Below are 25,551 nucleotides of genomic sequence, written 5' to 3' on the forward strand. Positions count from 1 at the left end.
GCACTGCCGGGGTCCTCAGTGAGGTCGCGGGCATGACGGCGACCCTGGGCAGCTACCAGCGACGCATGAACGAATGGAACCTGCAAAAGGAGCTCGCCGCCGCAGAGCTGATCCAGCTCGAGACCCAGATCGGCATGGCCAACGAGCGGCTGGCGATGACCAACAGCGAAGTCAACCTGCAGACGCGGCAGATCGCCAACGCCCGCGCCGTTGGCGACTTCCTCAATGAAAAATATACCAACGAGCAGCTGTACGGCTGGATGCTGACGCAACTCACGACGGTGCACACCCAAGCCTACCAGCTGGCCTTCGCCCTCGCCCGGCAGGCCCAGGCCGCCTATCAGTACGAACTCGGCAGCCAGGACGCCTTCGTCCAGTTCGGTTACTGGGACACCCAACTCAAAGGGCTCACGGCCGGGGAAAGCCTGCTCTTCGATTTGCGCCGGATGCAGGCCCGGTACCTGCAAGCCAATACCCGCGAGATCGAGCTGGTCAAGCATGTCTCGCTGGCGATGGTGCAACCCCTGGCCCTGGTGCAATTGCTGCAGACGGGCATCTGCGATATCGCCCTGGACGAAGCGCTGTTCGATCGCGATCACCCCGGACAGTATTTCCGTCGGCTGCGTTCGGTGGCACTCACCGTGCCGTGCGTCACCGGGCCCTACAGTGGCGTGAACGCCAACTTGACGCTCGCCCAGGCCAAGGTTCGCGTGCAGCCGCCCACTGCGCCGTACTCACCGGCACTGGCGCGGGATGTGGCCGCGGCCCCGGCGTTCGCGGCCAGCCTGCCGGCGGCCTCCGCCAGCATCAGCACCAGTCATGGCCAGGACGATGCGGGCCTGTTCGAGGTCAACCTGCACGACGAGCGCTGGTTGCCCTTTGAAGGGCAAGGTGCAATCAGTACATGGACCCTGGAGCTCGATCCCCGCGACAACGGCTTCGATGTCTCCACCATTACCGACGTCGTCCTGCACTTGCGCTATTCGGCGCGCGCGGCCGGTGGAGACCCCCAGGCGGTACGCCAGGCGCTCAAGCCGTTGGGCCCGCGGCAGTTTCTCCTGAGCGTGCGCAGCAGTTTCAGCGACGCCTACTACGCCTTCTTCAACCCCGCCGACCCAGAGGCCACGCAGCAGGTGCTCACGTTGCCGCTGTTGGCCAATGTCTTCCCGTTCTCCAATCTGGGCGCGGCTTCCATCACCGATATTTCGATCAACCTGATGCTGACCGAGGTGCCGCCCGCCGGCACCCAGATCACCAACGCCACGTTCGGGCCAACCGGCGGCAGCACGGTTGCCATGTCGATCAACCAGGTGCCGCCTCCGTCTGGCGGCGACCCCGTCGCGGCGCTTGGCGTCGTCACGGGCCAATCAGGACAACCGGGTTCCTACTCGCTGACCGTGCCCGAGTCCGGCATTGCGCCGCGATCGCCAGCACGCTGAATGGGCATGCACGCCTGGACGCCTCGCAGTTCAACGACATCCTGCTGATTGTCAGCTACGGGATCGCCTGATGCTCAGCGACGCCGACATTCAGCGCATCGTCACGCGCATCGTCCAGGGGTGCCAGCCCATCGCGGCCGGCACCTTTGGCTCGTACGCGGTCGGGCTCGCACGCGAGGACAGCGACCTCGACCTGTTCGTCATCCTGCGCACACCACTGGCAAAGTCAGCGCGACGCCGATCGATCTGTCGGCATCTGTTCGGCGTGATGCACCCGCTTGACGTCCATGTGTTCACACCGGAGGAGTTCGAGGCGGATGCGCGGGAGGAGTTGTCATTCGCCTGGATCATCGCGAAACAGGCCCGCTTGTACTATTGGACTGAGGAGGCGGCGGTGCAGGTTCCGGCATTGATGCTGGAACACGGCATTGTCAGTACGCAGCGTGCCAAGTAGTCCAGGCCAAATTTTCGAACCCTGTGGCGGCAGTTTGCATCACTGCCAATGCGCACACAGCTTCACCAGCTCATCGACCACATACCTGACTTTCGGCCGCAGATGGGACACCTTTGGCCAGACGGCATGCACATCGACAGCTTCTGGTTCGTACACTTGCAGAACCTCCACCAGCCTGCCGGCTTCGATATCGTCCTGAAACAGGCTGCGTGGCATCTGGCACAGGCCCGTTCCGGCGACTGCCGCGAGAATCATGGCTTCACCGTCGCCAATTTGATGGGTTGTCGGCGGCGCGTAACGTACGGTCTGCCCCGCTTGCATGACCCGCCACGACAGCGGCTGGCCGCGTCGATGCCGACGATGCAACGGTGCTGGCTCAGGTCTTCCAGGGTCTGCGGAACGCCAAACCGCGCCAGGTAGTCGGGGGCGGCACATATCGCCCAGCGTTGCCTGGTCAGCCGCCGCGCCACCAGGCCGCTGGTGTCTTGCAGTTCTCCGAAGCGGACCAGCAAATCGATGCCCTCTTCGAAGGGATCAACCAGATGGTCGGAGAACGTCAGGTTCAGTTGCAAAGCGGGGTGTTTTTTGGCGATCTCAAACAGCAACGGGGCCACGACCCGACGCCCGAACGCCACGGGAATGTCGACTCGCAGGCGACCGGAAGGCTCGCCACCACCGGGCCCCAACCCGCTCTCGGCGGCACCGATTTCTTCAAGGGCGCTGGAGCACGCCACGAAATAGGCCTCACCGTCCGCGGTCAGGGAAATGTGCGCGTCGTGCGATGAAACAACTGAGTACCCAGGCGTTCTTCCAAGCGCGCAATGGCTTTGCCGACGGCGGATTTTGACACGCCGAGGCGCTCGCCAGCCTGGGTGAAACTGGTCGAGCGCGCCGCCACGACAAAGGTGATGACGCCTTGAAACGAATCGATAGGTACCATGCCGGCTCGATAATTGTAGAGTTTTGATCTACCCAGATTATAGTTTCAGGTCATTTATCGCCAGCATACTCGACAGTAAGATGGACTCCAGCAATGCAACGGTGCAGATCGTGATCCTACGTCGCGCATCTTTCTCCCAATCATCCATACCCAGAAGGAGACCATCATGCCTGTCATACGTGTGAGCTGGTTCGAAGGTAAAGAACACGCGCAAAAAGCCGCTGTTGCCGCAGATATCACCGAAAGCATCGTGAAACACACTGGTACCGATGCCAATTACATCTACGTGATTTTCGAAGACGTCGCCGCATCGGATTGGGCCGGCGCCGGCAAGCTTTTCGGGGAAGCACCCGCAAAGTCCTGACGACCACGACCTGCATCGCATGCATTGGCTAGACCCGCAATGCTGCCGTGCAGGTATTCGTTATAAATCTGCCGGAGAAAACCACCATGCATCCGCATATTTCCTGCCTGTTCTCTCTCGCGGTCAAACCCGCAGAGTTCGCTGAGTTCAAGGCACTGATCGCCACCATCGTTGCCGCCACCCGTGCTGAGCCGGGCACACTGGTTTACGAATACAGCGTCAATGAAGACAACAGCACCGTTCACATCCTTGAGCGTTATAACGTCGATGCCGTGGTGAGCCACGTAGACACCACGTTTGCGCCTTTCGGCCAGCGCTTCCTGGAGCTGTGCTCGATCAAAAGCCTGGTGGTCTACGGCACACCCGACGCGGAAATCCGCAAGCGCCTCGACCCCTTTGGCGCCGTATACATGACCCCATTCGATGGCTTCAGCCGCTGAATTCAATCAAAGCGCAGGCTCAGGAGCGACAGCCGTGTCCTGCGCATTGATATCCCACACAGAGACCACCATGTCCGTAATCGCCGAAGTTATTAAGTCCCGCATTTCCGCCAACAGCTACGACATTGAACGTTCATTAACGGACGCCCAGATTGCCGAACTGATTGACCTGGCTACCCACGCCCCTTCCGCCTTCAACCTGCAAAACTGGAAGTTTCTAGCCCTGCGCAGCACCGAAGCCAAAGCGCGCTTGTTGCCGTTGGCATTCGGACAGCAAAAGGTCATGGACGCCGCCGTGACATTTATTGTCTGCGGCACCCTGAACCCGCATGCAACCCTCCCTGCTGCATTGAAGCCGACACTGGATGCCGGGATCATTGACCAATCGATCTACGACATGTGGGTGGGTGCGGCTCAAAGCATGTACCAGGAGAATCCTCAGCAGCAGCGCGACGAAGCAATCCGCTCTGGCTCGCTCGCCGCGATGACCCTGATGTTGGCCGCCAAGGGCCAGGGTTTAGTATCGACGCCGATGATCGGGTTCGATCAGGCTGCAGTCGCCAAAGAGTTTGGCCTGTCGGATGAAGATGTGCCCGTGATGTTAATCACCGTTGGCTACCCCGGCTTGGCCAACTGGCCACAAAAACCGCGCAAGGCCGTGAACGACGTTTTGCAGTTTGTTTAAGCTGCGGGCCCGTGTGTCAGGTTAATCCAGGCATGCGGGGACATTGCTAACTCTTTGGCAACAAGACCGCCGCAGAGTTGCTCCTGGAACTCTCCGCCATCGACCGCAATACCCTTTCCCCTTCCCCCTCCTCCTTCTGGGCGCGCTCAAGCTGTTGTTGTCATTACAGTTGCGCACTGAGTTTGTCATTAGAACCGGTGGGGGGTGTCATAGGAACTCCTGTTAATTTGAGTTGATGGGAGCAGGTTCGGTGCTGGTGATCATGGCCCCGAACACTGCCACACCGATCACGCCGCCCAACTGTCTGGCCGACGCCATCAGTCCCGACGCCATGCCGGCGTCATGCGATGAAACCGATGACAGCATCGAGTTCGTAATCGAAGGCACAGACGATGCACTGCCAATACCCACTACCATCAGGGCAATATCCAGGTACCAAAGCGATGTCTCAGGGGTGACGCGCGCCAACGCCACAAAGCCGACTGCCTGAATCAGGAAACCTATAGTAATGATGCGCTGTGCGCTGACGCGCCTGGCGATCCGGGACGAGATCATCGTGGAAATAGTCAGCACTGCCGTGAGCGGTATGAACGCCAGCCCAGTTCTGAAAGCGTCGTAATGCAGGAATGACTGGAAGTAGATGCTGAATATGAACACAGTGCCGTAGAAGGTGAAATTGATGGCGGCACCTGCCAATGCAGTGGTTGCCAGAATTCTGTTTCGGGCCAGTCGACTTGGCAGCATAGGGGCCTTTACGCGTCGCTCAATCAAGACGAATGCAACTGCGCAAATTACGGCGATTGCCAGGGTCGATAGCGTTTCAGTTACCCAGCCTTGGGAACTTGATTCAGTCAGGGCGTAAGTCAGTGACGGCATTTTGGGTATTTATCCTCGAACTGTCCAAGCTCTATCTTTGCTTGGCAGCGAGTTGACGGTATCGGGGACGGCCAACTTACAGCCGGTACCGGAAATCGTCGCTCGAACGTTATTTGAATCGACACAGGATTGGACCGTGAAGTATCCCCTAATCAATCAATCGCTCCCGGCCATGCTCGGCGAAGACTTTTACTTTCCCCACGAAATCATTGACCAGGCATTCCGCGCTTCGGACTTTCCCGACCTTAAAGTCAGCAGCTTCAGAACCAGTGACCGTGTAAATCTGGCTTACTGGGAAGCAGGTGCAGGGCAGCCATTGATTTTCATCCCGGGCTGGTCGGCAAACGGTGCGATGTATTTCCACCTCATGCACATCCTCAGCAATCACTATCACGTCTACGTGTTGGATGTTCGCAACCAGGGATTCTCCGAGAAAACGGCGTCGGGCAATCGCATTTCCCGTTATGCCATGGACGTAAAAGAGTTTGCCAAACATCTGGGCGTGCCACATGCGCACTATTGCGGGTGGTCGATGGGGGCCTCGGTCATGTGGGCCTACATTGATCTGTTCGGTACACAAGGTATTCGCACCTTGAGCATCATCGACCAGGCACCTTCGATTTATTGTCACGCTGATTGGACGGAACAACAACGACTGGATGCCGGCGCGTTCACCACCTCGCCGGAACGCATGATCGATTCCTACGTGAATATGAAGTGGATGAACTCAGTGATCAGTGACTCGGTACTGTTTGTGTACGACAAGACTGAACAGGGCGACCACTTTCTGGCGTTCAAGAACCCGCAGAAATTCGCCGCTGACCTACACAACTTTTTGCAACGATCCTGATGCGTGCGGCTAAAAGCGCTAACGCTCCCATTCGGGATGGGCAAAACGTTCAGTCAGGAAGCTGATCAGCGCCCGCACCTTGCTTGCCACGTGCTTGCGAGTGGGATAAACCACGTAAATGCCCAACTCGATGGAGCGGTATTCAGGCAGGATTTCCACCAGGGCTCCGCTGCGTAAATCCTCTCCGACCATAAAGCTCGGCTGTAGGGCAATGCCGCCGCCGGCAAGGGCGATACTGCGGCACGTATCGCCATTGTTGCAGCGCACGCTCGAGCGGGTGCGCACGCTTACGCGACCGTCGGGCCCGTCGAACAGCCATTCATTCCCAGTCGCAAAGTTGGTATAGGCAATGACGCGATGTTCAGCCAGGTCCGCCAGGGTGCGGAGCGGCGGATGACTTACCAGATAATCAGGGGATGCACACAAGCACATTCGCGTGCCAGCCAGCCGCCGCCCCACCAGGGATGAATTCTCCATGCGCGCAATGCGTATCGCTGCGTCGAAGCCCTCATCCACCAAGTCCACCAAACGGTCATTCAAGCTGATATCCAACTCCACGTTCGGGTGGGCGTTCATGAACGCTCCCCACAGCGGCGCAAGGTGCAGAACGCCGAAACTGACCGGCGCATTTACTCGTAAAACACCACTGGGTTCCGGCGCTGCGGACGATACAGCCTCCTCTGCCTGATCCATCAGGGCCAGTACCTCACGTGCCTGATGGTAGAACTGCCGACCCTCCTCGGTCAGCGAAAGCTTGCGTGTGGTGCGATGCAGCAGCCGCGCGCCCAATCGTTCCTCAAGGGCACTCACATACCGCGAGATAGCGGCCTTGGACATTTCGAGCGGTTCGGCCGCGCCTACAAAAGTACCTTTATCGACCACCGTGCAGAACACCTGCATCTCCAACGCTCTGTCCATGACTGTCTCACTTATTGGAACTATCCATCACATTCGGCCTTATTTATCTCAGATTCACAACCTATAAACTGATCCCGTCGAAACAAGCACCAACGTGGCACATCCACCCTGGCTGCCTTAACAAGTAACTCCTTCGGAGCATTCCACCATGAACACCCCGTTTCCCCTGTTGTTTGTGTCTCATGGTGCTCCAATGTTCGCGATCGAGCCTGGCCTGGCGGGTCCCCGCCTGGCTCAAGTCGGTCGCGAGCTGCCACGACCTGACGCCATCGTCGTCCTCTCTCCGCATTGGATGACGCGCGGCGAAGTCGTTGTCACCGCGAGCACCGCGCCTGCGACCATCCATGATTTTGGAGGGTTTCCCGACGCACTGTATCAACTGAGCTATCCCGCACCGGCGCGCCCGCCCTGGCTGGGCATATCGTAGACCTGTTGCAGGCAGCCGGCTGGCAGTCACGACTAGACGCTCAACGCGGCCTGGACCATGGCGCCTGGGTACCGCTGTTGTACCTGGCACCCGAGGCAGATATTCCGGTGGTCCAGGTCTCCATGCCCGCCAGTCTTGACACCCATCAGGCCTGGAAGCTGGGCGATGCACTCAAGCCGCTGCGGGATATGAATGTATTGATCGTCGCGTCAGGCAGCCTGACTCACAACTTGTACGAGTTCCGCGGAGCCACCCGCGAGAGCGCCACCTACGTCGACGCGTTCGCCGCGTGGACCGCTAAAACCCTGCACGACGGTAACACCGAGCAATTGCTGGACTTCAAGCACTATGCGCCATCGGCTGAGCGGGCTCACCCCACCGATGAACACTTTCTGCCCTTGCTGATCGCTCTGGGCGCAGCCGGGGAAGGCTACGAGACGCAGGTATTGGAGGGTGGCGTGACCTACGGCGTGCTGGCAATGGACAGCTACTTGTTCACCTCGGCCCCGTCCAATGGACACGGACCTATTCAACTGACTCAAGGCACTATCGACCATGCGTGACACTACATTTTCCGATGCAGCCCGCGAACCACAAACCGGTCTGTTTTTCCGCAAAGGCTGCAGCACCTTCTCCCCCCAAGGCCGCCTCATCCTGCTGCATGGTGTGGGCTCGAACGAGGGCAATCTTGCTGCCTTGGCCGAATCGCTTCCTGAAGAGTTGGAAGTCATTCTGGTTCGCGCCCCCTTGCAGGTCGGCCCGCAAGGCTTTGCCTGGTATCAGGTGAACTTCACCAGCAACGGTCCGTCCTTCAACCAGGAACAGGCGGAATCCAGCCACCAGCTGTTGCAGCGATTTATCGAAGCGCTGCCCGCCCTGCCGACCGTGATCGCAGGTTTCAGCCAGGGCGGCATCATGAGTGCGAGCCTGGGCGTCACCGAGCCGGAGCTGGTGACGGGCTTTGCAATACTGAGCGCCGCATGCTGCGCGAGATTGCCCCAAGGATCGCTTCAGCCGAGCGCCTCAAGTCGGTCACGGCCTTCATCGCCCACGGTCACCAGGACGCCGTCCTGCCGGTGGACTGGGCGAACGAGGCAGATGCCTGGCTGGATCGCATCGGCGTCAAGCACGAAACCCATTTCTACACCATGGCCCACGAGATTATCGGTGACGAACTGGCCGACTTTTCTCAATGGCTGAGCCACACGCTGTCCCTTCCCAACTAAATAAAAGGAGCTACACCATGATTGACTCTCGCACTGCACCCTACGCTGCACTCGTCATGCGCTTGGCGCTGGGCATCATGTTCATCGCCCACGGCTTGACCAAAGTGCTGGTATTCACCCCGGCGGGCACTGCAGGCTTTTTCGAGTCCATCGGTTTTCCAGGCTTCCTGGCCTATCCGGTCATGGCTTTCGAAGTGATCGGCGGCTTGATGCTGGTATTAGGTGTCTATGCACGCTGGGTAGCCGCACTGGCAGTGGTTCAGCTGTTCGTCGCGGCGACCGTGCACTTCGGCAACGGCTGGAGCTTCAGCAACGCCAATGGCGGCTGGGAATATCCAATCTACCTGAGCATGACCGCACTGGTCGTTGCATTGCTGGGTGAAGGCGCCTTCGCGGCCAAGCCATCCAATATTGCTTGATTGAGCCCACACGTGACAGCTGCCGGCGCCCTGCGAACCCAGTGCGCCGGCAGCTGCGTTTGGGGCCGGCGCTCACGTCAGGCGTGACACCATGAAGCTGACAAACGCCTTGATCTTGGGCAGCGGCTGTCGGCTGGACGGCCACAGGATGCTGAACGTGCGGTGATCACTGATATACCGGTCCAACACCGGTACCAAGCGCCCTGCCGCGATGGAGTCCTCGATAAAAAAGTCAGGCAGGCAGGCGATACCCTGTCCCGCTTGCGCCATTGCCAGCAATGCTTCAATCGCGTTGGACGTCGCCGATTGCCCCAGCTCCAGCGTGTCTTGCCCTTTCTTCGTCACCAGCGGCCAGGGATCAAGCTTACCGCTGGTGGGATAGCGGTACCGCAGGCAAGCATGACTAGAAAGGTCCGCCGGGCGCAAAGGTACACCCCGACGCGAAAGGTAGTCTGGTGATGCGACCAACCGGTGACTGTAGCCATTGAGCTTACGCATCATCAGTCGGGAATCGTCGACTTCGCCGATGCGCATCACCGCATCGAAGCCCTCCTCGATCACATTGACCAAGCGATCACTGAACTCCAGCTCCAATTCCACTTCTGGATACGCTTGCTGAAACGCAATCAAATGAGGCATCAACCGCATGCCGAGCTGTGGCAAACCGAGGCGTAACTTGCCCTGGGGGTTGCCTGCAGCCTGCGTGAGCTCTCGCTTGGCGACTTCATATTCAGCAAAAATCCGCTGGCAACGCTCCAGAAAAAGACTGCCCTCGGCCGTCAAGGTAATCGCCCGCGTGGAGCGATGAAATAGCCGCACGCCCAACTCTTCCTCAAGCCGCGCGACGGCCTTGCCAACGGCCGAGGAAGACACCCCGATCCTGCGCCCGGCCTCAGTAAAGCTGCGGGTCTGCGCCGCCTGAACGAATGCGCTGAGCGCGCCGAAATGATCCATGAACAGCCTCGCCTATTTGAGCTTTATTTTCACAAATGATCGGAATTTCATCTTGTTTTTCTTTCAAATCATAGCGCCTATAGTCCCCTCCATCGTGACTTTATGAGTGCTTCTCGCCTTCAACGTCACCGCCATCCGCTAATACGAGCGTACCCCGATGACCTCCCAACCTCGCGCGCGCGCAATCGCCCAGGAGCTTCAGCAACACCCTGGCTATGCCCGCGTATTCAAACCGGGGCATTTGACCTTCGGTTTCATTGCCCCGCTGGAAAGCTACCCCAACAGCCCGGGCCCCACCTTGCAGGATCACGCGCAGATGGCTCAACGCGTAGACGAAGCCGGATTTTCCGCGATCTGGCTGCGCGACGTGCCGTTCTATGACCCCAACTTTGGGGACGTCGGCCAGATCCTCGATCCTCTGGTTTATGCAGGCTACCTGGCTGCCGTGACCACGCGAATTGCGATTGGCACGGCGGGTATCGTCTTGCCGTTGCGCGATCCACTGATTGTTGCCAAGCAGGCCGCGAGCGTGGACCAGCTGCTGGGCGGGCGATTCATTCTGGGGTTGGCCACCGGTGACCGGCCGATCGAATACCCGGCTTTCGGGCTGGATTTTGACAACCGTGCCGACCGCTTCCGTGATGCACTGGGCATCATCCGCGCAACCACGCAAAGCCATTGGGCAAAGCATACGTCGCGTTTTTATGGCCAGTTGAACGGTGAAATTGACCTGATCCCCAAACCCGTCGGCGCGCGCTTGCCCACCCTTATCGTCGGCCACGCGGGTCAGTCGCTGGAGTGGATCGGTAAGCACACTGACGGGATTCTTTCCTACACCTCCAACCCTGCGTTGATTCCCCAGGTGATCGAGCGCTGGCGTGCCGTCTGTGGCAACGAGGTGCACAAGCCCTACGGCTACGGCACGTTGTTTGATCTGGATCGCGATCCGAACCATCCCGTTGAGGTGGGACGCGTGCTGCGCGCCGGGCGTAATGCGCTGATAGAGCACTGGAAACGCCAGCAGGATCGGGGGGTGGGTCATGTCGCCCTGCACTTCAAACCACAACGCCGCCCTGCCGCTGAAGTCATCGATGAGCTGGCTGAATACCTCCTTCCGCATTTTCCAAGCATCGCCCTCCCCGTTGCCCCTCAACCTACGCAGGCCGCCCGATGAAACACGCCCTTCACCACATGGATTTCATCTTCCAGACCGCCATGGGCACCTATCCCCTGGCCGCACAGTGCGAAATGCTCGCCGAGCATGGTTATCAAGGCTTGACGATGTCTGCGTGGAGCCAAGACCTGAAGTCGATTCCCCAAGTCAAACCGACCTGGGGCCTTGACGTAGGCGCGGTCTACTTGATCTACCGCAAGGGCCTCGAATCGTTCGTGATCCAGGTTTTCGAGAGCATTGAGGGTTGCACCACCATTGAACTGGCGCTGCATTCAGGTGATGAAGTCACGAACTTTGACCGCCGCATGCTTGAGCGCCTGTTGCCTATCTGTGAGCGCAGAGGCCTGCACATCAACCTTTATCCGCACGCACGCTACGGCATGCAAACGACCTCGGAAGCCGTCGCACTGTGCCGGGAATTCAACCATCCCCTGCTCAATATCGTGTTCAACGGTTATCACTGGTACGCCACTGAAGAACAAGCCTTGGAACAACGCCTTGATGCGATGTGGCCTTGGCTCCAGCACGTGAACATTGCCGGAACACGACGTTCTCCGTTGGGTTGGGGCGGGCTGGCGACCATCGAAACGCTTGATGAAGGCGAGATGGATAATTTCGTCCTGCTAGGCGCCCTGGAACGCCGCGGCTTTACGGGTCGTGTCGGCGTGCTGGGATGGCAAAGTATGGGAGGCGACGTCTACGGCAACCTGCGCCGTTCAGCCACGGCATATCGCTCCATGGAGCAACGCCTGGCCGCACACCCTGAATGGGCCCTATTGACCGAGACGCCACGCTAGGCGAGGAGATAGACCGTGGCCCATCGTGTCCATGCACTCGATTCATTTTTTTACTCTTCAATGGGCGTTTATGCCTTTCAGTCACAGTGCGAAATGCTCGCCGAACTCGGTTATGACGGTCTCACTGTTTCGGCCTGGGGCGGCACGCCGCTGACCGACCTGCGCCTGCTGCCGCGCGTTGGTGAACAGCACGGCCTGCGCGTCGAAGGCCTGTACCTGGTGCTGCACGAAGGCCGCAATGATCACCTTATTCGGCGCATCATCGAAAGCGTCGAAGGGGTCGAACTCATCGAGCTGGCGATCCAGACCTCAGTCAACGGAAGCACGGCCATCATGCGGTTCATCGAGTCGCTGCTGCCCATCGCAGAACGGCGCGGTTTAAGAATCGCTCTGTATCCTCATCTTCACCACGTCACCCAGACCACGGCTCAAGTGGTGCAGATCTGCGAGTACTTTGCTCACCCGCGCCTGGGTGCATCGTTCAACGGCTATCACTGGTACGCCAGTCAGGAAGGCGAACTTCAGCAGCGTCTTGAAGCCATGCAACCCTGGTTGATGCAAGTCGTACTTTCAGGCAGCGCGCTCAGCGAACTGGGCTGGGGTGGCGTGGCCACCATGGAGCCGGTTGACCGTGGAGAGTTGGACAACTTCGCCGTGGTCGCGGCGCTGAACAGCGTCGGATACACAGGCAGCATTGGCGTGCTCGGCTGGGACTACGGCGGCGATATTTACCTGAAACTGCAACGCTGCCTGGCGACCTTTCGCAATATTGATCGTCGCCTGGAGCGTCATCCGCATTGGTCGGACTTTTCATCGCTGTAATACCCTCTCCACCTGATATGAAAAAGGAGTCTGCAATGACTGCCCTCTCTGTGCTTGACCTCATGATGATTGGCGAGGGTAAAACCTTCACCGACACGCTGGATGACGCGGTCGCACTGGCGCGACATGTGGAAGCCTATGGTTACAAACGATATTGGGTCGCCGAGCATCACGACCTGCCGGGCATCGCGTCTTCGGCCACCACCCTGCTCATCCAGCATCTGGCGGCGGCCACCCGCACCCTGCGCGTGGGCTCCGGCGGCATCATGCTACCCAACCACTCCCCGTTGATGGTGGCCGAGCAGTTCGGCACATTGGCCACGTTGTTCCCTGGCCGCATCGACCTGGGTATCGGTAGAGCACCGGGTTCAGCCGGGGCGGCGATCCGCGCCTTGCGCGGTGACGCATCGGAACGGGACTTCGCGCAGGATATTCAACACTTGCAGGACTATCTGGCAGACAACGGGCATCAGCCGGTCCGGGCGATTCCCGGAACCCACGACGTACCACTCTGGCTCCTGGGCTCGAGCATGAACAGCGCAGACCTTGCCGCAAAGCAGGGGTTGCCCTACGCATTCGCCTCGCATTTCGCGCCGCGCTTCTTGATGGATGCGATTACGCACTACCGCACTTCGTTTCGCCCATCAGCGACGCTCAAGCAGCCTTATGTGATCGCAGGCGTCAATGTCTTCGCTGCCCCCTCACGGGCCGAGGCCGATTACATCGCGAGCTCTCACCGACAGTGGGTGTGCAACCTGTACGCCGGGAAAGCAGGCCCGTTACCCCACCCCTCGGAGGGTTATATGGATACGCTTACGAACATTGATCGGCACACGCTCAATCAGGCGATGCTGTGCACGGCGACAGGTGACCCGGACGACGTCAGCAGTTGGTTACGCCAGTTCATTACAACGACCCAGGTGGATGAAATCATCATTGATGCGCGTATTTATGACGCCAAGGCTCGCTGCCGATCCTATCAACTGATCGCCGAATCCCTTGCCGACGTGCTGGCTTGAGCCGGTCTGGAGCGACCGGCTGGGATGTCGACCACGCGTTCTCAGGCCAGGTAATACTGGCAACCGTAAGTTCCGTGCAAAAAAAAAGGCGCCGCCAATCCGTTTGAACGATTGACGGCGCCAACCCGTTTGAGCGCTATGGACGCCTAAAAACGGGTACCCAATCAAGTGGCTAGTGCACTGCCTTTTGTTTCTTGAACCCATGCAACAATGCGTCAGTCGCCACGATCGCGTCATACACCAGGTCCGGCGTCACCGTGAAAGGCATGTTGTGCATCGTGTCGTTTTTATCGCAGGCCAACTCGGCCACTTTTCTCCACTCCGCTTCCTTGAAGTGTTTGAGCCCCAAGTCTTCAAGCGTCAGTGGCAAACCGACTGCCATCGCAATATCCACCACCTCCTCAATCTCAGCCATAGACGCAGCTTCCATCACGAGCTGGGTGAACAGGCCGAACACGACCTTTTCTCCGTGCTGTGCGCTGTGCAGATCATGCACACTGGTCATCCCGTTATGGATCGCATGCGCAGCGGCACAACCTCCCGACTCAGCCCCGACAGCGGACATGTAGATGGTGGCTTCAATCGTATTCTCCAGGGCGGCAGTAATGGCTTTCTTCTGCACCGCGAATGCCGCCTGGGCCGAATATTTTTTGATGGTTTCGTAGCACGTTTGGGCAATCGCAAACCCGATCAATGTGGGTTTTAGCATCTTGCCGTCATTGCCCAGGATCAGATTGTCGCGTTGCGCAGCAAAACACGCGCGGGCCTCGAAATACGTGGCCAAGCCGTCACCCACGCCCGCTGCAAAAAACCGCGGGGGTTGTTCCGCCAGAATGCGTGTGTCGGCTAAGACAACGTCCGGATTTCTGGATAAAAACAAGTAGCGATTAAACGTATCGTCGTCGTTGTAAATCACTGAAATCGCCGTACAGGGCGCATCCGTGGAGGCTAACGTGGGCAGGATCAACACGGGTTTTTCCAGGAAGTGTGCAGCCGCCTTGGCTGTATCCAGGGTTTTTCCGCCACCGATCCCGACGACATAATCAGCCCCACGCGCCGCTTCCACGTGCCTGTTGATTTCACTGTCGGAACACTGCCCGCCAAACACGGCCAACTCGGCGCGTTGTGCGTTCTTGAACCCCGGCATCGCTTTCTCATGAACCCGACCGACGATAAATTGATCGCAGATCAAATAGGCATTGGCTCCGAAGACTTTGCCATGTGCCGCTAAATCCGCCAACGCATCGGCCTGGACCAGAAATTTGGCCGGTGATGCAATGCCTTTGGTAATAGTCATCTCATTCTCTCACGTCGCATGCGCAAAACGCTCAACGCGTACACACTTGAGCATTCTTCTGCGCTGATGACGAATCAGTTAAATACCATGCCGCCATCAATGATCACCGCCTGACCGGTCATGTAGTCGGAGTCAGGACCGGACAGGAACGAAACGCAGGCCGCCACGTCTTCGGGCTGGGAAAGTCGCTTCAAGGTGATGTGTTGGGCAAATTGTTCCATCCCCCATTCAATGCTTTGATTGGCGTTATCGGCCACGTCCTGGGCGACCTTGCGCATCATCGGAGTATTCACGATGCCAGGGCAGTAGGCGTTTACCGTAATACCCAGGTGAGCCAATTCCCGGGCCGCTGTCTGGGTGATGCCACGCACGGCAAACTTGGTCCCGCCGTACACTGCCAGATCGGGATTGCCGATATGACCCGCCTGCGACGAAGCACTGATGATTTTGCCGCCGTGACCCAACGCCTTGAACGCGTTTACTGCCGCCTGTATGCCCCAGAGAACACCACCCACGTTGATGTCGAACGTTCGCCGATAGATCTCTGGCGTAATCGCTTCGATTGGAGCAATTGGCGCAATGCCTGCGTTATTGATGACCACATGCAGGTCACCCAAGCCATCCACCGCTGCCTGCACGGCCTTGAATACATCCTCACGATCGGCAACATCGACCTTGATCGCCAGGGCTTTTCCGCCCGTTTTCCTGATGTTTTCAGCCACCTGATCGGCTGTTTCAAGATTCATATCGGCGCAGGCTACGGCGAAACCATCTGCCGCCAAGCGCAATGCAATGGCCTCTCCGATCCCTTGACCGGCACCGGTTACAAAAGCAACTTTTCCCAAGGACTTACTCATACTGGTGTTCCTTCTTATTCGTGATGGGGGTTAAAGACTGCTCACACACCTGCCCTGGCTCAAAAGCTCGCCTGGAGCTTCACACCGGCAACCCAGGCATTGTCCACCTCGTAGACTCCGCCTGGATTGCGCACGTACTGCACGTTCGGGCGCACGGTTAGCCAGTTGGTCGCGTGTACGCCGTAATTGAGTTCGATGTTGTATTCGCTGTGCTGCACTGGAACGTACTGCGGATCGTCGTAGTCGCTGATGCCCGTGCTGTCATTGATCAGGCGCTGGCGCTTGGTGACGTCGTCGTTGACCTTCAGGCGTGCGATGCCCAAGCCGATGTCGTCTTTGGGCCGCCCATCAAACGGGCCTTTGTAGACCGCACCGATATTCTGGAAACTCTCGATGCCGCTGGTAGCCTTGTCGTGCATGGTCAGGCTGGCAAACACGCTCAGGCCGCGTGAGGCGTCGCCGTTGTGGGCAGTGAGCTGCTGTTGGCCAATGATCCAGGCGCCATGTTTGCTGCTGCGCGACTTCGGCGCCTGGCCGGTCAACACCTGCGGGTTACCGTTGACGTCGTCGTACAGATCGTTGGCGCTGGCACTGCTGTGGTAGTAACCCAGCCGGTATTCACCTGGTAAGGCTGCTTTGCCAACTGTTGGCTTCCAGATAACCTCCACCGGCACCAATGCGCCTTTGGTACCACTGCCACTGAGCTTGAAGCCGTTGCCGGTACTGAGGTTCGACGGGTTCTGCTCATACACCCCGACCTGCACCGCCCAGCGTTCATCGAGGTTATAGCGCACCCGCCCGCCCCACTGGCTCACAGGCCCGCTGTACCAGACATCACCGGCGACGTTTCCGATAGGTGCACTGCAAAAAGACAGGCTCTGGAAGTCGCATGGGAAGCTGGCGAAGTCTTCGTTGACGCCCACGCGGCCAAATTTGAGATCCAGGGCGCTGTCGAAAAATTTCTGGCGGTACCACATCTGGGTCAGGCGCCAGGTCTGCCCCCTGCCCCACACCTCTTGCACCGAACTTAGTTGCGGCGCGCGGGGATCAGAAACGCGCTCGTTGGAGAGGTTGTTGCCATTGCGTTCAGTTACCAGCAGTTGAAACTCGGCGTCCTTCCAGCCCAGCAATTTTTGCAGGTCCAGGTGAGTGCCCAGTGCCCATTGCGCGGTGTAGCGCGCAGTGCGGTCATGGTCATAACCCCCGTGAACATTGGTGGCGGCTTCGCCGACGTAACCGACGATCACGTCAACACCCTGCTCCAGCAGCTCACTGCGTACCCCTCCCCAATCTCCGGTGCCCCATTTCGAGGAATCGTCGGCGGCGGATGCATGCACGGCGATGCATGACAGGAGCCCGAGCCCCATCGGCAATTTCCAAGCGATGTTCATGTCGATTTACCCTATTGTTTTTATGTTTACGACACAGCGTTGACTGGACCGCAGGGCAACGCTCCTGCGGTCACTCAAGAAAGCAATCAGTTGAAAAGTGGGCAGCTACGGCTCAAATGCCGGCCAGGCACAGGTATTTGATCTCCAGGTAATCCTCCAGCCCGTATTTGGAGCCTTCCCGGCCGACACCCGATGCCTTCACCCCACCAAACGGTGCGGCTTCGGAACTGATAATCCCGGTGTTGACCCCGACGATCCCGTACTCCAGCGCTTCCCCCAAACGGAACACCCGGCTCAGGTTTGCGGTGTAGAAATACGCCGCCAGGCCGAATTCGGTGTCGTTGGCTTTAGCGATGACTTCGGCGTCATCGAAGAAGCGGAAGATCGGCGCCAATGGCCCGAAGGTTTCTTCCTTGGCGACCCGAGCGGTGTCCGGCACGTCCACCAGGATGGTGGGCTCAAAGAAATTGGCGCCCTGGGCATGCGCACCGCCGCCCTGGACCACCTTGGCACCTTTGGCCAAGGCATCCTCGATATGCTCGCGCACCTTGGCGACGGCCTTGCCATCGATCAGCGGGCCGAGCGTGACGCCATCGGTAAAACCATCGCCAATCTTCAGAGCACCCACCGCTGAAGCGAGTTTGTCGACGAAGGCGTCGTACACTTTGTCATGCACATACAGGCGATTGGCGCAGACGCAGGTCTGCCCGGCATTACGAAACTTCGAAGCGAGTGCGCCCTCAACGGCAGCATCCAGATTGGCATCTTCGAACACGATAAAGGGCGCGTTGCCGCCAAGCTCCAAGGAGACTTTCTTGATGTCGTGAGCACATTTCCCCATGATCTGGCGCCCGATCTCGGTGGACCCCGTGAAGGAAATTTTGCGCACGACCGGGTTGCCGGTCAGCTCTTCGGCAATCTCTGCAGCTGCGCCCGTGACCACCGACAGCACTCCCTTGGGAATGCCCGCTTGTTCGGCGAGGTACACCAGCGCCAACGCCGAGAACGGCGTCTGGGAGGCCGGCTTGATGACCATGGTGCAACCGGCGGCCAGCGCCGGCCCTGCTTTGCGGGTAATCATTGCGCTGGGGAAATTCCACGGCGTAATGGCGGCGCAAACACCCACGGGCTGTTTGATGACCAGCAAGCGTTTGTCCGTTGCGCCCGGAATAATATCGCCGTAGACCCGCTTCGCCTCCTCCGCATACCACTCGATATAGGACGCGCCGAAGACAATTTCACCCAGCGCTTCAGGCAGCGGCTTGCCCTGCTCCAGGGTCATGATGTGAGCCAGATCGTGCTGATTTTCGATAATCAAGTCGTACCAACGTCGTAACGCATTGGCGCGGGACTTGGCAGAAAGCTCACGCCAGGCCGGCAGCGCGCGCTCGGCCGCTTCGATAGCACGGCGTGTTTCAGCCTTGCCCATGCGCGGCACCTGGCCGACGGTCACCCCCGTCGATGGATTGACCACGGTGATAGTGCTTTCGTTGTCGGCGGCTAGCCACTCACCGTCGATATAGGCTTGGTGACGCAAGAGTCGAGGGTTGTTCAACTTCATTTCAGGAGCTCCGTAGCGCGGCGCGATTGCGCCAGATCAATACTCACGGCCTTAAATTTGAAGCCCCGGTAGTCATCGTTCTTGACCGCTGCCAGTTGTTCGCTGAACGCGCCCAAACCACCCATGTAGAAATAAACTTTGTTGCTTTTACCTGGGATGTTGGCGCCGAAGATCCACGAGTCGGTCTTGGCGAACAGCGTCTGATCGGCAATGTCCTGGCAGGTCTTGCCCCATTCCTGCTCGCTTTGCGCAGATGGTTCCACGCAGGCCAACTCGTTCTGCTCCATGAACCCGACCAGGTCGGAGACCCACTCCACTTCGGTTTCAATCGTCGGCGGAAGATTGGTAAACGGACCGTTAGGCCCCAGGATCATGAACATATTCGGGAATTTGGTGGTGGCCACCGACAGGTAGCTCGATGGGCCGTCAGCCCAGTGATCCTTCATCGAGACGTTATCGCGGCGCGAATATCGATGCGCTTGTAATTACCGTCTACGGCGTCAAAACCGGTGGCAAACACCAGCACATCAAGCTCGTGCTCGACGCCATCTGCCGTACGAATGCCCTTGGCAGTGATCTCGTCAATCGGGTTGGCCTTGACGTCGACCAGCGACACATTGGCCCGATTGAAGGTGGCGTAGTAGCCGCTGTCGCAAAGCGGGCGCTTGGCGTACAGGTCGCGGGGCATTAGCTTGCGTGCGGTTTCCGGGTCGGTGACGATCTCGGCGATTTTCTCGCGGACGAAGTTTTGCGCCTCGATATTGGCCTCTTCACTGGTGGCGATATCGTTGAAGGTCTGGAACATGTAGCGGAAACCGCCGCCACCTTCCCAGGCGCGTTGGAAGATGGCTTTGCGTTCAGCAGCATCCACACTCATGGTCGGAATGTCGCTTTCTGGGAAGCCGAACGCCAAGCGCGACGAACGCACCTCCTTCCAGATTGCGTCATAGTTACGTTTGATGTCTTCGACGTAGTCGCGACTGACCGGACCGTTGCCCACCGGCACGGTGTATTGCGCAGAGCGCTGGAACACGGTCAGGTGGCCGACGGTCGGTGCGAGCGCGGTGATGACCTGGCAACCCGTCGAACCCGTGCCGATCACACCCACGCGTTTGCCTTCCAGCACAGCATCTGCCGGCCAGTTGGCGGTGTGATACATGTGCCCCTTGAATTGATCGAGGCCTTTGATCTTGGGTACATTCGTTGCCGACAACAGGCCCAGCGCCGTCACCAGGTACTTGGCGCTGTATTGATGACCGTCATCGGCCGTGATCAACCAGCGGCTGCTCTGCTCGTCGAACACGGCGGCGGTAATCCCTGTTTCAAGCTGGATGTCGCGGCGCAAGTCGTGGCGATCCACTGCGTGGTTCAGGTAGGACAGGATCTGCGGCTGGGTCAGGTAGCGTGTGGTGATGTCCCATTCCTGGCACAGTTCGCGGTCCCAGGAGAAGCAATAGACAAACGATTCACTGTCGGATAACGCGCCGGGGTAGCGATTCCAGAACCAGGTACCGCCGATGCCACCGGCCTTATCGAAGGCGCGCACTTTCAAGCCCAATTCATCGCGCAACTTCTTGAGCATGTAAATGCCGCCGAAACCTGCGCCGATCACAATGGCGTCGTAGTTGATAACGTCGGTGCCAACGGAACGTTTAGCCAGAACTGTATTTGTCATTATGTTCTCCTGTTTCGATCAGTGCGCCCGCAGAGGTGAACCAAACTGCAGGCAAGCCTTATCCGTTTCCCTGGGCGAGCGCTCCGGGGACGTATCTTCAATGGGTGCTTGACGGGCCAGGGCTGGCCCGCGGTTTCAACTAAAGCGAGAAGCCGCCGTCGACGGCAATTGCCTGGCCGGTGACATGGGGTGCACAGGCCAGGTAAACCGCCAGTTGGCCCATGTCTTCCACGGTTTGCGCCTCCCCTTGGGGCAACAGGCTGGACTGATGCCGCTCCCAGGATTGCACTTCGGTTTCGCCCGGTTGCGCCCAGCGTGCGGAAAGTCCCTCATCACCGCGCCACATGCCGGTGCCCACGACACCTGGGCAAAGGGCGTTAACCGTGATGCCTTCGCGGGCAACTTCCTTGGCAAAGGCGTTGGTAAAACCGATCACGGCGAACTTGGAGGCGCTGTAGTGGGAGAGGTCCGGGAAACCGACTTTGCCGGCAATCGAGGCCAGGTTGATGATGCGGCCGAAATTGTGCTCGCGCATCAGCTTGAGTTCGGCCTGGCAGCACAAGAAGACGCCACGCGCATTGATATTCATGATGCGGTCCCACTCGCTGACCGCTAACTCATCGACCCGGCCGAGGCTGACTACGCCCGCATTGTTGACGGCGACGTCCAAGCGGCCAAACGCCGACCTGACGTGCTCGATCATGCTGGCAACACTTTCGGCCTGGCTGACATCCACTTGCACGGCGACCGCACGTCGACCCAGCTCGCGAACATTGGCAGCCGCCTCTTCGGCGATATTGATGTCGTAGTCGGCGAGTACCAGATCAGCGCCAGCGTGGGCCAGGCTCAGTGCGATGCCTTGACCAATGCCTCGACCGGCACCCGTCACCAGGGCGACTTTGCCTGCCAGGGAGAAATCGACAGCTTTGAATTGGCTCATGTGATGCCTCTGTTCATTATTGTTGTTGAGAAACAGCCGTCTCATGCGGCTCGCTGAAACAGTCAGAGCAAGTCGAATGCCAATATCGACTAACCAGGCTGAAAGATCCGAGATAGAGGGTTTTCAGATTTTAATTCTGTGTGTCACGCGCGGCCGATCTAACACATTACGTCTCCCTGTCCTCAGGTCCTACTGCGAACAATGAGATGTTATGTCTCACCGGGACCTGCCAGCCGATACAGCTTGAAGGGGACGGCTAGACCGCCTTTAATGGGCCTCACAGAAAAATAAGATCCAATCTTCGGAGGTACCATGTCCTCTGGCTTATCAAAGGTTCATGTCGAGCATGTGAATCGCGTGCTGCGCACAGCCGAACGGGCTCCGAGCTTGCCAGTGCCGAATGTCATCCTCGACTCCTGGCGCCGCTCGGTTCAGCACTACAATCTGGACCCTGGCTCAATGCACGGCCCCAGGGTTCTTGAGGCGCATCAGCTCAACGAACACCGCGAACGGGTTGATGATTTCCTGCACCTGGCTGCCGACGAAATTTCGCGACTGCACAGCCGTGTGCGTGATGCCGATTACTGCGTGATGCTTACCGACACGCTCGGCTGCACGGTGGATTACCGAATCGAATCAACCCTGCGCAGCGAGTACCGGCGCTCTGGCATGGACGTGGGTACCTGCTGGTCGGAAAGCGAAGAAGGTACAACGGCTGTCTGCGCCGTGCTGATCGACAAATTGCCAGTCACCGTGCACAAGCAAGACCATTTTCGCGCAGCGTTCATCGGCAATACCTGCTCGGCAGCGCCGGTATTTGCCCCAAACGGCGAGATCCTGGCGGTGCTGGATGTCTCTTCGGTGCGCGCGCCCGATGATCGACGCAGCCAGCATCTGATCCGGCAAATGGTCATCCAGAGTGCCAACGACATTGAAAATGCTTACTTCATGTACAGCACTCAAGACCTGTGGGTGCTGCGTGCACACCCCCTGCCCGGCTACGTCGACAGTCAGCCACAGTACCTGTTTGCCTGGGACCGTGATGGCCGGATCGCGGCGCTCAATCCTGCCGCGCGACGGCTGTTGTTGCAGCGCTGTGGCAGGATCCCCGCGCATATCGACGAGGCCTTTTTAACTGCGCAATTGCCTATAGCCGGTGATGACAGCATCCACTACTTACCCTCGATGGGGCTGCACGTGCGCCTCAAAGTCCCCCGCCGCCCCCTTAGCGTACTCGTGGACCGCAGCCTGGCGTCAGCACTCGACCCCAAGGTCGCACACGCACTGGAACTGGCTGTACGGGTGAAAGATCGTGGGCTCCCGGTATTGCTGCATGGTGAAACCGGCGCTGGCAAAGAGCATTTTGCATTGCAGCTGCACGCGGCCAGTAAAAGACGCGACAAGCCCTTCGTCGCCATCAACTGCGCGGCGATACCCGAGAACCTGATTGAGAGCGAACTGTTCGGCTACGCCGCCGGCGCGTTCACGGGCGCGTCCAGCAAAGGCATGCGCGGGCTATTGATCCAGGCTGACGGCGGTACTTTGTTTCTGGATGAAATCGGCGATATGCCGCTTACCTTACAGACACGTCTACTCAGAGTCTTGAGCGAAGGTGAGGTGGCCCCCTTGGGTGGCGCTCGACCGCAGTCGATCGACATCGAGATTATCTGCGCCAGCCACCGAGACATCGCCACACTGGTCGAAACCGGAGACTTTCGTGAAGACCTGTTCTTTCGCTTGAGCGGCGCGCGCTTTGATATTCCACCGCTGCGTGAACGCAAGGACAAATTGTCCCTGATCACCAAGCTGCTGGACGAAGAATGCAAACGCTCTGGTGAGCGACTGCAATTAAGCGAAGCCGCGCTGGAAATGCTTTTGAACTTCAGTTGGCCCGGCAATATGCGGCAGTTGCATCATGTGCTGCGCTACGCCTGTGCAGTGTGCAAGAGCCAGGTGATTGGGGTGGAGGATCTGCCGGCGACCTTGAGCGTGAGTGCGCCAACCAAAGGGATGAACACCGTCTCTGGAAGTCCGGAACGCCAGGCCTTGATCGATACGCTAGTGCGCAACCGCTGGAAGCCGATACTGGCAGCGCAGGAACTGGGGATTTCGCGTGCAACCTTGTATCGCAAGGTTAATCTGCACGGGATCAAAATGCCGGGCAAAGGCTCCTACAATTAGTATTCACCAGACGTCGCCTGTATCGGACGCCTGGTGTTGTCATCTAACGCTTAAAGGGCTTTTTCCAACTCAGGTACGGCCTCGAACAAGTCCGCCACCAGGCCGTAATGGATGTTTTTCTGCTGGGCACTGACTGTCGGGCGTCTGGGGGCAGCCATTGCTCCGGCCGCTATCGGCTTTCTCGCCTCCCATGGTTCGATAGGTGTGGGTTATCTGGTCATGGGCGCGGCCTACTTCATCTGTGGCGTGATTCCAGCGCTGTTTATCAGGGATAAGCAGTTCGACCCGCAAAGGCAGTAGCGCCTTGTAATACATCGAGGCCTGGCGGTGCGGCGGTAGTACCCGAATACAAAAAAACCGGCGCATTACGCGCCGGCTTAAAACTCAGAATGGATAAGGCTGGTTGGAGGGTTCAACCGTGACCCACTTGACCTCGGTAAACTCCTCGATGACGGCGCTGCCATCAAAGCGTCCATAGCCGCTCTTCTTCATCCCACCGTAGGGAGCCTGCGGCTCGTTTTGCACGGTGGCGCCATTGATGTGTACGCAGCCGGCATCCAGTCGGCCGGCCAACTCCAATGCCCGTGTGACATCACGACTGAATATCGAGGATGAAAGACCGTACGCGGTGTCGTTGGCCACCTGCAGCGCCTGCTCGGCGCCTTTCACCCGCACGATCGTGGTCACCGGTCCAAAGGTCTCTTCGTCGTAGATCGACATCTCACGGGTCACCCGATCGACCAGTGTCGGGCCCATCAAGGCGTTTTCCGCCAGGCCGCCTGCAACTATGTCAGCGCCCTTGCCAATGGCGTCGTCGAGCAGATGGTTGATCCGTTGTACCGAGCCCTGGCCGATCATCGGGCCAATCACGCAGCTTGGAGTCGTAGATGGCACGCCGGTCTCCAGCGACCGCACGCGTTCTGCGAAACGGGAAACGAATTGGTCGGCAACCGCTTCATCGACCACAAAACGCTCGGTCGACATGCAGATTTGTCCCTGGTAGAGGAATGCTCCGAAAACGGCAGCGTTGACTGCCCCGTCGATATCCGCGTCATCCAGAACGAGGAAAGGGGCTTTGCCACCCAGCTCCAGGAGGCAGCGCTTGAGATGACTGGCACAGGTCTGGGCAATCATAAGGCCGACCTTGGTCGAGCCGGTGAAATTCACTCGACGCACAATGTCATGCGCTACCAGCGCTTCAGTCACGGCAGACGCGTCCTCTGGCGCGCTGATCAGAAAGTTCAACACGCCCGCCGGCAAGCCGGCATCGTAAAATGCTTCGGCCAGCAATGCATGCGTACGTGGGCTGCTTTCAGACCCCTTGAAGATCACCGTGTTGCCACACGCCAACGGGTAGGCAATAGCGCGTGCGCCAAGGATAACCGGACCATTCCAGGGCACGATGCTCAGTACCGCGCCCACCGGCTGGCGCAACGTCATCGACAGAGCGCCTGGCTTGTCGGTAGGAATGGTTTCGCCTTTGATTTGTGTGGTCAGGGCCGCAGCTTCACGCAGCAGGTTGGCCGATGCGCCCACGTTGAATTGTGCCCACAGTTGCGAAGCGCCAATCTCCTCGGCCATGACCGAGCAGAACTGCGCCATTTTCGCTTCCAGGGCATCGGCCGCCGCCAGCAGAATGCGCCGGCGCTCGGTTGGGCCGGTTCTGGACCACGTCCGAAAAGCGCGCTGGGAAGATTCGGCGGCACGGATGGCGTCCTCGACGCTGCAGGCTGCACCTACGCTCACGGTCGCGGCACTGAGCGGATCGACACGCTGGAAGGTCTTGCCATTGGAGGCGTCGAGTTTTTGATTGTCTATTACGAGTTGAACGGTCATTGCGGGTTC

General features: G+C 58.7%; 20 protein-coding genes and 6 pseudogenes. 15 read left to right on the forward strand and 11 right to left on the reverse strand.

The window, feature by feature from the left end; translation table 11 throughout:
* Nucleotides 1–1,439, forward strand: a pseudogene (locus BZ163_RS34825) (hypothetical protein); the annotation flags it as partial.
* A gap of 70 nt (nucleotides 1,440–1,509) precedes the next feature.
* Nucleotides 1,510–1,893, forward strand: coding sequence for a nucleotidyltransferase domain-containing protein (locus BZ163_RS13540; protein WP_128871331.1), 384 nt, complete (start codon nucleotides 1,510–1,512; stop codon nucleotides 1,891–1,893).
* A gap of 39 nt (nucleotides 1,894–1,932) precedes the next feature.
* Here BZ163_RS13540 and BZ163_RS13545 read toward each other — a convergent pair.
* A pseudogene (locus BZ163_RS13545) lies at nucleotides 1,933–2,833 on the reverse strand (LysR family transcriptional regulator).
* A 166-nt stretch (nucleotides 2,834–2,999) separates the two neighbouring features.
* On the opposite strand from BZ163_RS13545, the gene BZ163_RS13550 reads away from it, so the two are divergent.
* From BZ163_RS13550 to BZ163_RS13560, 3 genes are all read left to right on the forward strand, one after another.
* A complete protein-coding gene (locus BZ163_RS13550; RefSeq protein WP_168187356.1) occupies nucleotides 3,000–3,197 on the forward strand; it encodes a 4-oxalocrotonate tautomerase family protein in 198 nt (65 codons plus the stop codon).
* Between the two features lie 86 nt (nucleotides 3,198–3,283).
* Nucleotides 3,284–3,637, forward strand: a complete 354-nt coding sequence (locus BZ163_RS13555) for a putative quinol monooxygenase (protein WP_168187357.1) — start codon at nucleotides 3,284–3,286, stop codon at nucleotides 3,635–3,637.
* Between the two features lie 70 nt (nucleotides 3,638–3,707).
* Complete coding sequence (locus BZ163_RS13560; protein ID WP_128871334.1) at nucleotides 3,708–4,322, forward strand: nitroreductase family protein; 615 nt, start codon at nucleotides 3,708–3,710, stop codon at nucleotides 4,320–4,322.
* 222 nt (nucleotides 4,323–4,544) lie between these two features.
* On the opposite strand, the gene BZ163_RS13565 is transcribed toward BZ163_RS13560, so the two are convergent.
* Nucleotides 4,545–5,198, reverse strand: coding sequence for an MFS transporter (locus tag BZ163_RS13565; protein ID WP_256579004.1), 654 nt, complete (start codon nucleotides 5,196–5,198; stop codon nucleotides 4,545–4,547).
* 136 nt (nucleotides 5,199–5,334) lie between these two features.
* Between BZ163_RS13565 and BZ163_RS13570 the strand changes: the two genes are divergently transcribed.
* Nucleotides 5,335–6,048: an alpha/beta fold hydrolase gene (locus BZ163_RS13570; protein ID WP_128871374.1), complete on the forward strand. Its 714-nt coding sequence runs from the start codon at nucleotides 5,335–5,337 to the stop codon at nucleotides 6,046–6,048.
* Between the two features lie 18 nt (nucleotides 6,049–6,066).
* Here the strand turns inward: BZ163_RS13570 and BZ163_RS13575 are convergent, their stop codons facing one another.
* Nucleotides 6,067–6,966 (reverse strand): LysR family transcriptional regulator, encoded by a 900-nt coding sequence (locus BZ163_RS13575; RefSeq protein ID WP_128871335.1) that lies wholly within the window; start codon nucleotides 6,964–6,966, stop codon nucleotides 6,067–6,069.
* A 148-nt stretch (nucleotides 6,967–7,114) separates the two neighbouring features.
* Here BZ163_RS13575 and BZ163_RS13580 point away from each other — a divergent pair.
* The 3 genes and pseudogenes from BZ163_RS13580 to BZ163_RS13590 all read left to right on the forward strand — a co-directional run bounded on the left by BZ163_RS13580 (nucleotide 7,115) and on the right by BZ163_RS13590 (nucleotide 9,038).
* Nucleotides 7,115–7,956 (forward strand): annotated as a pseudogene (locus tag BZ163_RS13580) (class III extradiol ring-cleavage dioxygenase).
* A pseudogene (locus BZ163_RS13585) lies at nucleotides 7,949–8,619 on the forward strand (alpha/beta hydrolase). Before BZ163_RS13580 ends, BZ163_RS13585 begins: the two co-directional pseudogenes overlap by 8 nt.
* 17 nt (nucleotides 8,620–8,636) lie before the next feature.
* Nucleotides 8,637–9,038, forward strand: a complete 402-nt coding sequence (locus tag BZ163_RS13590) for a DoxX family protein (RefSeq protein WP_128871336.1) — start codon at nucleotides 8,637–8,639, stop codon at nucleotides 9,036–9,038.
* A 72-nt stretch (nucleotides 9,039–9,110) separates the two neighbouring features.
* On the opposite strand, the gene BZ163_RS13595 is transcribed toward BZ163_RS13590, so the two are convergent.
* Nucleotides 9,111–9,992 (reverse strand): LysR family transcriptional regulator, encoded by an 882-nt coding sequence (locus BZ163_RS13595; RefSeq protein ID WP_128871337.1) that lies wholly within the window; start codon nucleotides 9,990–9,992, stop codon nucleotides 9,111–9,113.
* Between the two features lie 157 nt (nucleotides 9,993–10,149).
* Here BZ163_RS13595 and BZ163_RS13600 point away from each other — a divergent pair, with 157 nt between their 5' ends.
* The 4 genes from BZ163_RS13600 to BZ163_RS13615 are packed head-to-tail and all read left to right on the forward strand — an operon-like array spanning nucleotide 10,150 to nucleotide 13,804.
* Nucleotides 10,150–11,166: an LLM class oxidoreductase gene (locus BZ163_RS13600; RefSeq protein WP_128871338.1), complete on the forward strand. Its 1,017-nt coding sequence runs from the start codon at nucleotides 10,150–10,152 to the stop codon at nucleotides 11,164–11,166.
* Nucleotides 11,163–11,963: a sugar phosphate isomerase/epimerase gene (locus BZ163_RS13605; protein ID WP_128871339.1), complete on the forward strand. Its 801-nt coding sequence runs from the start codon at nucleotides 11,163–11,165 to the stop codon at nucleotides 11,961–11,963. Before BZ163_RS13600 ends, BZ163_RS13605 begins: the two co-directional genes overlap by 4 nt.
* Nucleotides 11,964–11,978: 15 nt before the next feature.
* On the forward strand, nucleotides 11,979–12,785 hold the full coding sequence (locus BZ163_RS13610; protein WP_128871340.1) for a TIM barrel protein: 807 nt from the start codon (nucleotides 11,979–11,981) through the stop codon (nucleotides 12,783–12,785).
* 35 nt (nucleotides 12,786–12,820) lie between these two features.
* The gene (locus BZ163_RS13615; protein ID WP_128871341.1) at nucleotides 12,821–13,804 is read left to right on the forward strand and encodes an LLM class flavin-dependent oxidoreductase; all 984 of its coding nucleotides are present in this window, start codon (nucleotides 12,821–12,823) and stop codon (nucleotides 13,802–13,804) included.
* Between the two features lie 172 nt (nucleotides 13,805–13,976).
* Here the strand turns inward: BZ163_RS13615 and BZ163_RS13620 are convergent, their stop codons facing one another.
* The 6 genes and pseudogenes from BZ163_RS13620 to BZ163_RS13645 all read right to left on the reverse strand — a co-directional run bounded on the left by BZ163_RS13620 (nucleotide 13,977) and on the right by BZ163_RS13645 (nucleotide 21,525).
* Nucleotides 13,977–15,101: a glycerol dehydrogenase gene (locus BZ163_RS13620; protein ID WP_128871342.1), complete on the reverse strand. Its 1,125-nt coding sequence runs from the start codon at nucleotides 15,099–15,101 to the stop codon at nucleotides 13,977–13,979.
* Nucleotides 15,102–15,175: 74 nt separating this feature from the next.
* Nucleotides 15,176–15,958, reverse strand: a complete 783-nt coding sequence (locus BZ163_RS13625; RefSeq protein WP_128871343.1) for a (S)-acetoin forming diacetyl reductase — start codon at nucleotides 15,956–15,958, stop codon at nucleotides 15,176–15,178.
* A 59-nt stretch (nucleotides 15,959–16,017) separates the two neighbouring features.
* The gene (locus BZ163_RS13630) at nucleotides 16,018–17,349 is read right to left on the reverse strand and encodes a carbohydrate porin (protein WP_128871344.1); all 1,332 of its coding nucleotides are present in this window, start codon (nucleotides 17,347–17,349) and stop codon (nucleotides 16,018–16,020) included.
* Nucleotides 17,350–17,461: 112 nt separating this feature from the next.
* Nucleotides 17,462–18,910: an NADP-dependent succinate-semialdehyde dehydrogenase gene (gene gabD / locus BZ163_RS13635; RefSeq protein WP_128871345.1), complete on the reverse strand. Its 1,449-nt coding sequence runs from the start codon at nucleotides 18,908–18,910 to the stop codon at nucleotides 17,462–17,464.
* A pseudogene (locus BZ163_RS13640) lies at nucleotides 18,907–20,585 on the reverse strand (flavin-containing monooxygenase). The gene gabD and the pseudogene BZ163_RS13640 overlap by 4 nt, the downstream one beginning before the upstream one ends.
* Before the next feature lie 139 nt (nucleotides 20,586–20,724).
* Nucleotides 20,725–21,525 carry an SDR family NAD(P)-dependent oxidoreductase gene (locus tag BZ163_RS13645; protein WP_128871346.1) on the reverse strand — a complete coding sequence of 267 codons (801 nt, stop codon included), beginning with the start codon at nucleotides 21,523–21,525 and terminating at the stop codon, nucleotides 20,725–20,727.
* A 312-nt stretch (nucleotides 21,526–21,837) separates the two neighbouring features.
* Here BZ163_RS13645 and BZ163_RS13650 point away from each other — a divergent pair, with 312 nt between their 5' ends.
* Both BZ163_RS13650 and BZ163_RS13655 read left to right on the forward strand, forming a co-directional pair.
* Nucleotides 21,838–23,706 carry a sigma-54-dependent Fis family transcriptional regulator gene (locus BZ163_RS13650; protein ID WP_128871347.1) on the forward strand — a complete coding sequence of 623 codons (1,869 nt, stop codon included), beginning with the start codon at nucleotides 21,838–21,840 and terminating at the stop codon, nucleotides 23,704–23,706.
* A gap of 126 nt (nucleotides 23,707–23,832) precedes the next feature.
* Nucleotides 23,833–24,006: pseudogene (locus tag BZ163_RS13655) on the forward strand (MFS transporter); the annotation flags it as partial.
* A gap of 84 nt (nucleotides 24,007–24,090) precedes the next feature.
* On the opposite strand, the gene BZ163_RS13660 reads toward BZ163_RS13655, so the two are convergent.
* The gene (locus tag BZ163_RS13660; RefSeq protein ID WP_128871348.1) at nucleotides 24,091–25,542 is read right to left on the reverse strand and encodes an aldehyde dehydrogenase; all 1,452 of its coding nucleotides are present in this window, start codon (nucleotides 25,540–25,542) and stop codon (nucleotides 24,091–24,093) included.
* Nucleotides 25,543–25,551 lie beyond the last annotated feature (9 nt).

The organism is Pseudomonas sp. VI4.1, from assembly GCF_002029345.1.
In the GTDB taxonomy this organism is placed as follows: Bacteria; Pseudomonadota; Gammaproteobacteria; order Pseudomonadales; family Pseudomonadaceae; genus Aquipseudomonas.